Here is a 13,658-nt window from a genome sequence, read left to right as displayed (position 1 = left end):
GAATATTTAAATTAATTAACTTAACTAAAAAACTAAATTTATTTTATTATGGCACTACCACAAAGAGTTATGAACATGGCCTATGGTCTTGGAGCAGCGGTTGTAATCATCGGAGCACTTTTCAAACTAATGCACTGGCCTTTTGCAAGTGAAATGCTTATTGCAGGTCTTGGAACTGAGGCTTTCATCTTTGCTATGTCTGCTTTTGAACCTATCCACAAAGACCTTGACTGGTCATTAGTTTACCCTGAACTTGCAGGCGGAGAAGCTAAGAAAAAAGAGATCAAAAAAGAAAACCCTACAGAAGCTCAGGGCTTACTTTCTCAAAAACTTGACAATTTATTAAAAGAAGCTAAAATCGACGGCGAACTTATGGCAAGCCTTGGTAGCAGCATCAAAAATTTCGAATCTGCTGCTAAAGGAATCGCTCCTACAGTTGACTCAATTTCTTCTCAGAAAAAATACAGCGAAGAAATGTCTACTGCTGCTGCACAAATGGAATCATTAAACAGCCTTTACAAAGTACAATTAGACAGTGCTTCACGTAATGCTGAAGCTAACAGGGTAATTGCTGAAAACGCAACTAAACTACAGCAAGAAATGTCAGCTATGACTAAAAACATTGCTTCATTAAACAATGTATATGGTGGTATGCTTTCTGCAATGGGCAACAAAGCTTAATTAGTAGATAATAACTTATAACTAACAAGAAAAAACTACTTAAAGTAAAATGGCAGGAGGAAAACAAACCCCAAGGCAAAAGATGGTAAACCTAATGTACCTGGTTTTCATCGCAATGATGGCATTAAATATGTCTAAAGAAGTTCTGACGGCCTTTGGTTTAATGAACGAACAGTTTGAGTCTTCTAATAGCGAAGCTGTAAAAAACAATAAAATGAGTTATGATCAGCTGGTTACCAAAGCCGGTGAAGATTCTCACTTTGTTGAAGCTAAAAATATAGCTGAAAAAGTACAAGGTATTTCTGCTAAATTTTCAGGCTTTTTAGAAGGTTTAAAATCTGATGTTACTAAGGATATTGAAAAAACCGAAAAAGGTAAACTTCCTTACGAGGCAATGGATAAGGGTGACAAAATCGACGAACTTTGGTTTAACGGTGATGGTTACTCTAAAAGAGGTCAGGAAATAGTTGATGCTATCAATAAATATAAAACTGATATGAAAGCTGCTGTTGGTGCTGATAAAAAGTATCAGAGTATTATTTCTGATTTAGATAATAAATTTAATACTGATGACGTTGTAGACCGTGAAGGTGTAAAGAAAAAATTTCTTGATTACCATTACAAAGGTTTCCCGGCTATTGCATCTTTAACTAAATTATCTGCTCTTCAAAATAGTGTAGAAGTAGTTGAGGCTAACGTTTATGCTTCTGCTTTAGGAAAAGCTGCAGTAGATGCATCTTCAATGAAAAACTATACTGCTCTTGTAGTATTAGATAAAAATGCTTACTTCCAGGGAGAAAAAGTTACTGGTAAAGTAGTATTAGGTAAGTATGATGAGAACACTAAGCCAACATCTTTCCAGGGTCCTGGTAAAATAGAAAACGGTCAGGCTGTGATCAACATGACTGCCGGTGCAGTTGGTGAGCAATCTATTAAAGGTAAATTTACATTCCTTGAAGATGGTAAAGAAATTCCATTAGCATTTGAAAGTAAATATGTTGTTGTACCAAGGCCTAACTCGGCTACAATATCTGCCGATAAAATGAATGTTGTATACCGTGGCGTTGCTAACCCAATCTCTGTATCATTTGCTGGTATAGCGGCTGATAAAGTTAGTGCTTCTGCTCCGGGTATGAGTTCAGCTGGTAAAGCAGGTAATTATGTGCTTAATCCGGGTGGTGGTAATACGGTTATGGTTAACGTAACAGGTACGCTACCTAACGGTGATAAAGTTTCTGACAAAAAAGAATTCCGTATTAAGGGACTTCCTGCTCCAACAGGTAAAGTTAGAGGTGAAGTTGCTGCTAAAGGACCAAAATCTAACCTTGAAGTTGTTACGATTACAGCTACTATGGAAGATTTCGATTTCCCTGTAACAGTTAACGTGACACAGTTTAACGTTAAAGTTCCTGGCCAGCCTACAATTGTAGTAAGTGGTAACAAAATGGATGGAAGAGCTAAATCTGCCATTGCTAAAGCGCAAAAAGGTGATGTAGTTGTAATATCTGAAATTAAAGCAAGTTTTACAGGTATAGATCAAAGGGCTAAAGCTGTTTCGGCTTGTACTTTTGAAGTTCAGTAAGCATTGCCATAAATATTAAAAAGTATAGATGATGAGTAAGACCATTTTTTCATTAACCGTTTTATTTTGCCTTGTGGCTAATACCGGTTTTGCGCAATCAAATTTATTGAATGCAAAAACTCCAGACCAGATAGGTAAAAGAACTGCGGCACAAGATTCGTTAGATAATGATAAACCACTACCTTACGGTTATGTGGGCGACAGGGATGTGTTGTTTGGAAGAAAAATATGGGAGACTATAGATCTTAACCAAAGGATTAACTACCCTTTATATTATCCTATCGAAGAATTAAGTGCTGACAGGAGGCCACTTTATCAGGTTTTAATGACTGCAATACGTGCAGGTAAAATTACCGAAGTATATGATAGTTCTTATTTTACTACAAAAAAGACGCTAAAAGATATTGAAGCTTCTTTAAGGAGTACTGATACTTCTGATGCGGGTATTGAAGAGTATAACTCTGATGTTGTTTCTTACAGAAAAGGAAAGAAAACAATATCTCCTGAGTATATTATAACAACTGAGATTGATGCTTCGGATGTTTCGGCTTATGATATCGTTGGTTTCTGGTATTTTGATAAAAGACAGGGCGAACTTAAATACCGTTTATTAGGTATTGCTCCTGTAGTAGTTGATGTTTTTTCTAAGAAAGACCAGTCTAAGGAGCAGGAATATAACCCAAGTTTCTGGGTATATTTCCCGGCTGCGAGGGATGTCCTTCACCAGGCGAAAGCATTTAACGACAGGAACTCTGCTATACCAATAGATTTTGACCACCTTTTAAATGCAAGACGTTTCTCTGGTGTTGTTACCAAAGAAGAGAATGTATATGGTGACAGGTCTATCGATGCATATTTAAAAGATAATGCACAGATGCAATTGCTTGAATCGGAGCGTGTAAGAGATAAAATACGCAACTTCGAGCAGGACATGTGGAATTATTAAAATTATATTTCTCTAAAAGAGGCTTATCTGAAAAGATTAGCCTCTTTTTTTTGACTATTATTTAAAATACTTTGGTAATTTATAATAATCCGACTACAAAATTGCATTTATCTTATTTATAGCAGTTTTATTTAAAAATTAATTAAATCTTAAACTGTTGTTAAATTTTAGTATAATATTAACATTTAAGATTACACTTTTTGCGTTCTTAACTGTTTGATTCTGCTCGTATCAAATATTATAATTATTTATTAAATTGTTAAATATGAAACCCACATTTTGGACAGGTTTTTGGGTTCTGCTATTTACCACTTTTTCTGTTTCTGCACAGTTACCGGATTTTACCCTTACAGTAGCAGCAACTGATGAAACTTGTGCAGGCAATGGGCAGCTTACATTTACCACAACCGGCACCTTACCCGGATCTACTATTTTATTTTCGGTTTACTTACAGCCGGACACCAATAATCCGGTTTACTCGGGCTCATCAACAACCTTTGCCACTGCTGCAGGTACTTATAATGTAGTGGCTGTAGAAACTTTAAACGGAGAAACGAACATACAGCAACAGAATGATATTGTAATAAATGATAATACAGATGTTTCTCTTGTTTTAGATATTGTACAGTCTACAAGTTCGTGTGACGGGTCTAATGTTATAACAGTAAATGTTATATCAGGTACTGCGGTATTGTATGAAATATCATCTGCTAATTATAGCGTACCTCCGCAGGCTTCTAATGTTTTTACAAACGTGCCCGATGGTGTATATATCATAAGAGCGTATGATGCCTGCGGGCAAAACGTGCCAAGAACGTTTACGGTAGAAGCGAACAACTCTCCCCCAGTAATATCTAACCCTATATTTGACGAGGTTATAACCGGAGACTGCAACTCTGTAACTATAACCAATACATTTACAAATCCCGAGGGGGTAGTGATCCAGTACCCTATTACCATAACATATACTATACATCCCGGCGATGGTTCTGCTGATATTGTGAATACCCAAACGTATACCTCGGGCTCTGCCTCAAGTTTATCATTTAGCCATGTATTTATATTAGTTCCCGGCCGTACCGATACCTATGATATAACTGTTACCAACGGCTGTGGAACAACATCTCCTGTTAAAGCAGGGATGGCTGTTACTCCTGTACCCACTGTTAATATGACTAAGGTACCACTGCCCTGCGGTATGTTTTATATAGATGTGCAGTCTGCTCAATACAAGCCTCCTTATAATTTAACGTTTACAGGTGTATTGCCTAATGGTTTTAACCCTCAGACATTTAATGCGAATCATCCCGGGCCGTTTACAGAAAATGTGGTTAGCTATGGAGGCACAGGACAGCCTGTTCCTGAAGGGACCTATAATGTACAGCTTACAGATGCTTGCGGAAGAACAGCAACCGGCAATATAACGATTAGCAATGATGTGCCAAATCCTGTTGCTATGGGCAGGAACAATGGATGTTTTTCGGGGTTTGGCAGTATTACTGTAAGGATACCTAACCGAAGGCTTGTTTCTGCATCTATTATAAGCTTTACAAGCCCTACAGGTGTTGCTTTTCCGCAACCGCTACCTTATGATGTTACTTCATTTATAATTAATGGAGATGTTTTAGTTGTTATTGATTTACCTATAGGTAATTATGTGTTGCGGCTTACAGATGATTGCGGGCAAATATATAATCCCGTAAATGCAGAAATTCCGCCTTTTGTATCTTTAGATTTTGTAGCATCATCTAAGGCAGATTGTTCTCCCGGTATGGCCGGGATAAGTGTTATGAGCCCTAATGGGCCTTTAACCTCGATTTCTATCGTAGATGCCCCCGCTGGTTATAATAATGACATTTTACCTATAGATGTTACGGCATTTTTAAGCAGAGGAATTTTGTACATGAATAATTTTATTGCGGGCGATTATACTTTTAAAGGTACAGATACCTGTGGTATAGAAAAAGAAGTTACTATTACGGCACTTATTTATGTACCTGGTGCCGAGCCGTTATATACATTGCATGCAAATTGTAATTCTTTCGACCTCACATTATCTGACAGCGATGCAACTTCTGATTCTCCTACATACTGGCTCCAGGTTGAAAATCCTGCTGTGCCGGGACAATGGCTACATCCGTTAACGGGGATTGTGTATACAGAAGGTACATTGCCGGATAATACAACAGGTATAGCACTTGTAAATAATCAAACCAATATAAACCTGGCCTTTTCGGGTAATTTCAGGATTTTAAAAGCTTTCGTAAGCATAGGCAATGGAACAGCAGTGCAAAATTGTATCGTACCATTAAGTGATCCTTTTGAATACAACGACAGCGTATCTATTGATAATGTTTTTAGGCTGTCATGTGGCGCACATCCTGATGATGTTTATATAGATGCCGAAGGTACTGAGCCTCTTACCTATTTTGTAATGAGGGATGGTGATGCTGCTTTTACCAGTAATGGAACCAGTAATGTTTTTTCTAATTTGCGCCCGGGTATTTATACTTTTAAAGTAGAAAATCCATGTGGGCAAAATAATATTGTTACCAGAGACATATCTACACTGCCGGATATTGTAACTACAAACCAGCCCGATGATATTGTGGTATGCATTGACCAGGGTAGTAGTATAGCACAGGAAGTTGACCTGTCTACAAGAACGGCACAAATATTAGGCACCCAAAGTCCGGATGTTTATAATGTTACATATTATGGGTCTGCAAGTGATGCCGATGCCGCCATTAATGAACTGCCGGCGCCTTACATAACAGCTGCTAATGAGCAAACTATTTATGCACGGGTAATTAATAATTTTATTAATGTGTGCCCCAAGATTGTAAGTTTTAAGGTATGGGTTTCTCAAATTCCCCGGCTTACTATAGAAGACCAGCAATTTATATGCTTAAATAATGGCAATCTTGTACTACAGGCAGATGCAGGCTTTGATGAGTATACCTGGACAAGTACGCAGCCTTTTACTCAAATTTCTGATGCTGCGATACAAATACATGATCCCGGTGAATATACTGTTGTTGTAAAAAATTATTATGGTAGTCCGGCACAGGCGTGCGAGAGTACTGTAACAGTGACTGTAACGGCTGCGGGCCCTCCTGAAAATGTGGTTATACGCACGGAAGACTGGACAGAGCATGACAATGTTATTAAAGTGAATTTAGATAATCCCGAGAGGTACGAGTATTCTCTTGATGATATTAATTATCAGCTAAGTCCTGTTTTTACAAATCTTGATACGGGTATCTATAGAGTATATGTAAGGGACAGGGCACTATGCTCTACAAGTCCTCATGAAGTTGTATTGCTTAACTATCCAAAATATTTTACGCCTAACGGTGATGGTGTTAATGAAACCTGGCATATAAAATATTCAATGCGAGAACCCGGGATGATTGTTTATGTTTACGATAAATATGGTAAATTAATATCAAACTTTGATGCACTTAGCGGAGGATGGGATGGCACATTTAACGGCAGCCCATTACCTGCAACAGATTATTGGTTTGTTGTTAACAGGCAGGATGGAAGGGTGTTTAAAGGACATTTCTCTTTAGTGCGATAAAATAGTGTGTATTTCTACAATTAAAGTGGGGAATTCCCCCACTTTTTTTATGCAATAAGTTTCATTAAATTAAAACCAAACAACTGATTGTTAGGTGTTTAATTGGGTTTTGATTTATGTTGTTTACTTTGGTATGATTATTTCAATTACTTTAAACGTAACCACAACGAAATGAATCATGAAAAATCTACTTATGGCGGCGGCTGTAGTTTTAACGCTTAGTGCTAATGCATCAACATCATTTGTAGCAAAGAACGGTGTTGCTATAGAAAAGCAGGATAAAGAATATAAAAAAATTGAGGAGTCTAAAGTTCCTGCATTAATACTTAAAGAAATAGCAACAAAATATGAAGGTTATACCATAAGTGATGCAGCAGTATCTATAGATAACGAATACAGAATAACTGTTACTAAAGATTCCAAATCTACAAAAGTGTACTTTACCGGTACGGGAGAATTTGTTAAGGAAGAAAAGTAATATAACAACATATAGTAAGGTGATTTGAAGAATTTAATTCTTCGATGAAAGGAGACGGGAGCGTCTCCTTTTGTTTTTGTTAACACATAGTAACTTGCAAAAACCTTACCTTTGCAGATATCTATTTATGCCAAATGAGTTCGAAAATCCTGATTATTGATGATGATACTGCCTTTTGCGTAATGCTGAAAACATTTTTGCAAAAAAAAGGATTTGAGGTAGAAAATGCTTTTAATGGGGAACAGGCTAAAGAAGCACTAAAGAGCTATACATTTGATGTGGTATTAACCGATATCAGGCTGCCGGACAGCGACGGCTTGCAGATACTTAAGTATATTAAAGAAGCATCACTGGATGCGCGTGTAATATTAATGACTGGGTATACCGATATTAAAACCGCGGTAAACGCTATGAAACTGGGGGCTTTTGATTATGTGGGTAAACCCATTAACCCAGATGAAATACTACATATAATAGGACTGGCCATAAACAAAAAGCCGGAGAAACAAGTTGCCAATAATATACCTGCAACAAAAAAAACTACCACTAATAAAATACCCGTACCCTTTGTAAAAGGAATTAGTAATAATTCTGCCGAATTGCATGAACACATCAGCCTTGTTGCACCCACAAATATGTCGGTACTTATTATAGGCGATAGTGGTACCGGTAAAGAATACATTGCACACTCTATACATTTGCAAAGCAAAAGGGCTAATAAGCCTTACATAGCTGTAGATTGTGGTGCTATACCCAAAGAGCTTGCATCAAGCGAGTTTTTCGGGCATTTAAAAGGATCTTTTACAGGTGCGGTTAATGATAAAACAGGTCATTTTGAGGCTGCCAATGGCGGGACCTTATTTCTGGACGAAGTAGGCAATCTTTCTTATGAAGTGCAGGTACAGCTTTTGCGTGCCTTGCAGGAACGCAAGGTAAAGCCTGTAGGCAGCAATAACGAAATTAATGTAGATATACGCGTAATTGCGGCTACCAACGAAGATTTGCAGGATGCTGTAAAACGCGGCGATTTTAGGGAGGATTTATACCACAGGCTCAATGAGTTTTTAATTAAAGTACCCCGACTCGCTGAAAGGAAGCAGGATATTATGGTTTTTGCCAATCATTTTTTGGCACAGGCCAACGCCGACCTTGAAAAAGAAATTGAAGGCTTCGATCAGGATGTGACACAGCTTTTTCGCAATTATGACTGGCCGGGCAACCTTCGCGAAATGAAAAACATTATTAAACGATCTGTACTACTCGAAAAATCAGATATTATTCATCTTGATGTTTTGCCTGCCGAAATGCGCGAGCCTGTTGTAAATGATGAGTCTTTTGGGTATACTAAAGACAACGAAGAGGAGGCTATAAAAAAAGCACTTGAAAAAGCTAACTATAACAAATCTAAGGCGGCAAAACTGTTAGATATAGACCGTAAAACACTATATAACAAACTTAAATTATATAATTTAGATTTGTAAACGATTATAAGTCTCATAAAAAAGTCATGAAACTCATTGAGTTTCATGACTTTTTTATAATAATTCTTTTTGTTATTTCACCATTTCTGTTTCAAGCTTAGTACAAAGTTCATCAATCCTTAAACATATATCATCTGTATACAGTTTAAGTTCTCCTGTATTAAAAGTAATTGTCCTGTCTTCAAGAGGTAATAATTTTTCGACGATAGAATATACCTCCATTTGTCGCAGCATAGGTATCATCTTATGGGCAGTTTGTGCTACCATATCCATATCATCTGCAATTGCAGCATCCTGCAGTACCTCACAATTATCCCGTGCACTTTCTATAAATGTTTCTAATATGGTGTTTAAAGATTCGGGGTCATTATGAGTAAATTGCAACAGGCTTTTTAAACTGTAAAGTGTATCGTTACCACTTAGATGTAGTAAATTACTATCAAAAACACCATTTTCGCTAAAAATGCCTGCAACGAGTTCTAACAATTGTTCAATTTGTATAGGCTTAGGATGGTGGGCGGTAAACCCCCTTACTATATAATCCTGTGGAACAAGGTCGCGCTTGCCGGATAGTGCTATGGCCGGCATATTTGCAATAGCAGTATTTGAGTGCTGCCTAATTTGTTTAACAAGCTCGAAACCATCCATAATAGGCATTTGTATATCGGTAAGTAAGACATCAAAATGTTCATTTTCGATTAAATGCAATGCCGATGCCGAATTGATTTCAGTTACAACAGTAACAGGATAATGCATAAACAGTTCCTTCATAAGTAATAGCTGTACATTATCATCATCTACCATCAATATCTTTTTGCCTTTAAGCAAATTGTACATGTTTGGTTTTGCTAATGTTGTGTTGGAGGCAATCTCATCATTTTTTGCCGGAATAGCGGGTAGGGTTATTGTAAATATAGAACCCTGTCCTTCCTGGCTTTCTAATGATATGGTGCCATCCAGCAATTCTATAATTTTTTTAGAGATAGTAAGGCCAAGCCCTGTGCCTCCAAATTTTTTCTCTATGCCGTGATGTGCCTGTGTAAATTCTTTAAAAACAGCACTATGGTTTTCTTTTGCAATCCCTATACCCGTATCGAGTACAGATATAATAATGGTATTGCCTTCTATTTTTGCAGTTATTTCTACAGATCCTTCATGGGTAAATTTTAGTGCATTGCTTATAAGGTTAGTAAGCACCTGTTTAATACGGTAAGGGTCGGATGTGAAATTTGCATTAAGTTCTTCTTCAATATCCCAGGTAAGTTCTACATTTTTATCAAAAGCCATAGGTTCCAGCGATCGGCAGGCGGCCTCTATGACATGTTTCATATTAAAACCTGATTTTTCTATAGTAATACGGTTATTTTCTAATCGCGAAAAATCGAGCAGGTCATTAACAAGTTTTAAAATGTAATTGGCGCTTTCTTTTATGTTAGCCAGATAGTGACTTTGTTTGGGAGTAACACCAAGCTTTTTAATAAGGTCATGAAAACCTATTATGCTTCCCAGCGGCGTTTGCAGGTCGTGGGTAACAGTAGCCATAAGCATGCTTTTACTGCGCAAAAGCTCTTCGTTCTCTAAGTTTAAAACCTCAAGTTTTTTACGGTAGTTTTGTTGCGTGGTTAAGTCGGAAATAATAATGTAGGCGAAAACAATTAGAAAGAATAAGGTAACCGCGCCTACCCATGCCATAGTCTTAACCGTATTTGCTAATGCAGACTGTGAGGCATAAATGTTTTTATACGTTTTTTGTACAAACTCATTTTCTACAGATGCAAGGGTAAACCGTAACTGGTCTGATATTAACCTGTTTTCTTCCAGCATTTTTTGTTCCCTGCGGTACAGCTGGTCTTTCAGTTTATTGTCTTTAATGGCAAGACGGTTAATTACATTTTCGAAAGCCATTACAAGAGAATCATTGCTAACGGGGAGTTTGCTAAGCGAGTCTAATTGTTTTGGGGTAAGCAGTGCATTTGCAACTTTGCGCCACTCGTACACCTTGGTCATTTTAACAGGCTTAATGGCGGTCCATATAGAATCGCGCGCAATGTTAATGCCGTAAATGGCTTTAGTAAAAGTATTATCTGCCGTATAGGTTTTACGGTATTGTATAATCTCTGCAATGCTGTTCTTTTTTCGGGAAAGCAGCATTTGTACAGAATCCAGTTTTTGAACCTGCGCCGGGTCTACCTCTTTTTTTATAGAGTCTATCTCTCTGCTAATACTATCTGTAAGGCGGTTATAGTGCCTTAAATCTTTAGCATCTCCTGTAAGAATAGAGTTACGGCCTATAGCCTCAGATGCGTAAAGGCTCGCAATAGTATTGCTTATGCGGACTATTTTATTATTATCGCCGGCATTTTGTACCGGGCGTGCAATTTTTAATATTTCGGTATACACGAACCATACCGATATTACAGCAGTTGCAAACAGCAGCAAATAGCCGGCTACAACTTTAAATTTTAATGCTTTAGGTCTTTGTACCATAACTATAAAAGTACATAATTATTTATGGTATTAAAAACGCTGTAAACAGTATTAAAGTATTAGGTACTCCTGGGGGCTTGGGGGCAAGCGGGCATTTGGGTTTTAGCTTCTTACTATTACCCTTAAAAAATTCACTTCGTCTTTTAAGTGTTGTATTTCAGATCTAAGGCTTTCTACAAGAATGTCATACACTTCTTTATTAGTATGGCTAAGGCCGCTGTTCTCAGTGTTTTGCTCGCCAAGAACCTCGTTAAAAAGGTACATAATGTTTACATCAAGTATTCTTACAATTTTCAACAATTTTACCACGTTAAGCCTTCTGTCGTCTTTTTCAAGGCGGCCGTAGTTACTTTGTGTAACATCAAGCTGTAAAGCCATATTTTCCTGTGTAATACCTTTCTCTTCTCTTAATTTTTTAATTCTTTGTCCAATTACGTTCATGGTTAGTTTTTTTTATAGTTGCTGGGATGATGCTCAATATTGTGTTTTAATTAGTTTATCTATAACTATTGTTTAAGTACTTTCTGTTTAAATTAGTATTACAAATTTTAATAAATATTTATTTTACGTCTCCTTACTAAAACACTCATTCAACATTGCCTTTGTATGCACACTCTTAGTTGTTATTGCTAAGTACTTTGAGTGGTAGTAAACGCTTACGCTGCTGTTATTTTTGATAAATGTATTAAACATATAATCTTAACAAAACAGTTGTAGTACTTTTTCGATATAATGCTTGGTTTAACCGTTAAAAAACAAATAAAATATAGATATATAGTTATTTTTTAATAATTACTATTTAAATATTACAAGCCCCCTACAAATAAATATATAATGAAGAAGAAAGTGTTAGTCTATGATAACCAGTTGGGTTATTATGAGTTATTGAATGAAACGCTAAACAGCGAAAGCTACGATTTCCAGTTATTTAATAACAGGAAAGATTACAAAGACGGTTACGATGCAGTAGTATTTTTTCTGCACGATGAGATCGAATTTTTAGATCTGGCAAAATTGTACAACCCCGAAATGCCATTTGTACTGGGATCATCTAAAAAAAGTAACAATGGCCTAATCGACGAGGCTAATATGTATACTGTAGATCTAAATCTTACCAAAGATGGTATAGAGCGGGAGTTTAAAGAAGTGTTTGGGGTAATTGCATAACCCGGACAATTGTAAAAAAAAATGCCCTGTAAACGTTTACAGGGCATTTTTTTATGAATTAATAAGGGATCGTGAAATTACTATTTTCTGAATTTCTGAAGTACCTTCATATATCTGGGTAATCTTGGCATCGCGCATAAAACGCTCTACGTGATATTCTTTAACATAACCGTTACCGCCATGTATTTGCACAGCCTCTATAGATACATCCATAGCAGTTTGCGATGCAAATAACTTAGCTACAGCGCCGCTAATGTCATAATTTAAATAATTGTCTTTGTCCCATGCTGCTTTTAGGCACAGGTGGCGTGCAGCTTCTATACTTACATACATGTCTGCCAGTTTAAAAGCAATAGCCTGATGGTTGCAAATTTCTGTACCAAAGGCTTTACGCTCTTTACTGTATTTTAATGCGAGCTCGTAAGCGCCGGATGCTATTCCCAGTGCCTGAGATGCTATACCTATGCGGCCGCCGGCAAGGGTTTTCATGGCAAATTTAAAACCAAAGCCATCTTCGCCTATACGGTTTTCTTTTGGTACTTTTACATCGGTAAACATAAGCGAGTGTGTGTCGCTGCCGCGTATGCCCAGTTTTTGTTCTTTGGGGCCTGTTTCAAAGCCCGGCATGCCTTTCTCTAATATTAAAGCATTAATGCCATGGTGCCTTTTCTCTGTATGCGTTTGGGCAATAACAAGGTAAACATCGGCTGTGCTGCCGTTAGTTATCCAGTTCTTGGTGCCATTTACCAGGTAATGGTCGCCCATGTCTATAGCAGTAGTTTTTTGAGACGTGGCATCGCTGCCAGCCTCTGGCTCGCTAAGGCAAAAAGCACCTATAATTTCGCCGGTGGCAAGACGGGTAAGGTATTTTTGTTTTTGTTCTTCGGTGCCAAAAGCCTGAAGCCCCCAACATACTAAAGAGTTGTTTACAGACATTACTACCGAAGCGGATGCATCTACTTTAGAGATCTCTTCCATAGCAAGTACATAAGACACGGTGTCGAGGCCGCTGCCACCATATTTAGGGTCTACCATCATGCCAAGAAAGCCAAGTTCGCCCATTTTTTTAATTTGCTCTGTCGGAAAAATTTGTTTCTCGTCGCGCTCTATAACTCCCGGCAGCAGTTCTGCCTGTGCAAAATCTCTGGCCGCCTGCTGTATCATCAGGTGCTCTTCGGTAAGTTTAAAATCCATAATTAATAAATTACTTTTTTGTTTTATTATGTCCAAATGTAGTTATTTAATGCTAATAA

General features: G+C 37.4%; 10 protein-coding genes. 7 read left to right on the top strand and 3 right to left on the bottom strand.

What is annotated here, in order from left to right; all coding sequences use genetic code 11:
- Positions 1-48: 48 nt before the first annotated feature.
- The 6 genes from porL (at position 49) to F565_RS0118575 (ending at position 8,751) form a co-directional block, all read left to right on the top strand.
- A complete protein-coding gene (gene porL / locus F565_RS0118600) occupies positions 49-681 on the top strand; it encodes a type IX secretion system motor protein PorL/GldL (protein ID WP_026300174.1) in 633 nt (210 codons plus the stop codon).
- A 49-nt stretch (positions 682-730) separates the two neighbouring features.
- The gene (gene porM / locus F565_RS0118595; RefSeq protein WP_026300173.1) at positions 731-2,263 is read left to right on the top strand and encodes a type IX secretion system motor protein PorM/GldM; all 1,533 of its coding nucleotides are present in this window, start codon (positions 731-733) and stop codon (positions 2,261-2,263) included.
- A gap of 31 nt (positions 2,264-2,294) precedes the next feature.
- On the top strand, positions 2,295-3,209 hold the full coding sequence (porN, locus tag F565_RS0118590; RefSeq protein ID WP_020214751.1) for a type IX secretion system ring subunit PorN/GldN: 915 nt from the start codon (positions 2,295-2,297) through the stop codon (positions 3,207-3,209).
- A gap of 265 nt (positions 3,210-3,474) precedes the next feature.
- Positions 3,475-6,792 (top strand): T9SS type B sorting domain-containing protein, encoded by a 3,318-nt coding sequence (locus tag F565_RS0118585; protein WP_020214750.1) that lies wholly within the window; start codon positions 3,475-3,477, stop codon positions 6,790-6,792.
- A 178-nt stretch (positions 6,793-6,970) separates the two neighbouring features.
- Positions 6,971-7,270, top strand: a complete 300-nt coding sequence (locus F565_RS0118580) for a hypothetical protein (RefSeq protein ID WP_020214749.1) — start codon at positions 6,971-6,973, stop codon at positions 7,268-7,270.
- A 134-nt stretch (positions 7,271-7,404) separates the two neighbouring features.
- The gene (locus F565_RS0118575; RefSeq protein WP_020214748.1) at positions 7,405-8,751 is read left to right on the top strand and encodes a sigma-54-dependent transcriptional regulator; all 1,347 of its coding nucleotides are present in this window, start codon (positions 7,405-7,407) and stop codon (positions 8,749-8,751) included.
- Between the two features lie 72 nt (positions 8,752-8,823).
- Here the strand turns inward: F565_RS0118575 and F565_RS0118570 are convergent, their stop codons facing one another.
- Positions 8,824-11,238: an ATP-binding protein gene (locus tag F565_RS0118570; RefSeq protein ID WP_020214747.1), complete on the bottom strand. Its 2,415-nt coding sequence runs from the start codon at positions 11,236-11,238 to the stop codon at positions 8,824-8,826.
- Between the two features lie 102 nt (positions 11,239-11,340).
- A complete protein-coding gene (locus F565_RS0118565; protein ID WP_020214746.1) occupies positions 11,341-11,679 on the bottom strand; it encodes a helix-turn-helix domain-containing protein in 339 nt (112 codons plus the stop codon).
- A 393-nt stretch (positions 11,680-12,072) separates the two neighbouring features.
- Between F565_RS0118565 and F565_RS0118560 the strand changes: the two genes are divergently transcribed.
- Positions 12,073-12,405, top strand: a complete 333-nt coding sequence (locus F565_RS0118560) for a hypothetical protein (protein WP_020214745.1) — start codon at positions 12,073-12,075, stop codon at positions 12,403-12,405.
- A gap of 51 nt (positions 12,406-12,456) precedes the next feature.
- Here the strand turns inward: F565_RS0118560 and F565_RS0118555 are convergent, their stop codons facing one another.
- The gene (locus F565_RS0118555) at positions 12,457-13,599 is read right to left on the bottom strand and encodes an acyl-CoA dehydrogenase (RefSeq protein ID WP_020214744.1); all 1,143 of its coding nucleotides are present in this window, start codon (positions 13,597-13,599) and stop codon (positions 12,457-12,459) included.
- Positions 13,600-13,658 lie beyond the last annotated feature (59 nt).

It is taken from the genome of Flavobacterium rivuli WB 3.3-2 = DSM 21788 (genome assembly GCF_000378485.1).
Lineage (GTDB): Bacteria > Bacteroidota > Bacteroidia > Flavobacteriales > Flavobacteriaceae > Flavobacterium > Flavobacterium rivuli.
Note: the sequence above shows the minus strand (reverse complement) of the source record. Positions and strands in the feature narration are given on the sequence as shown.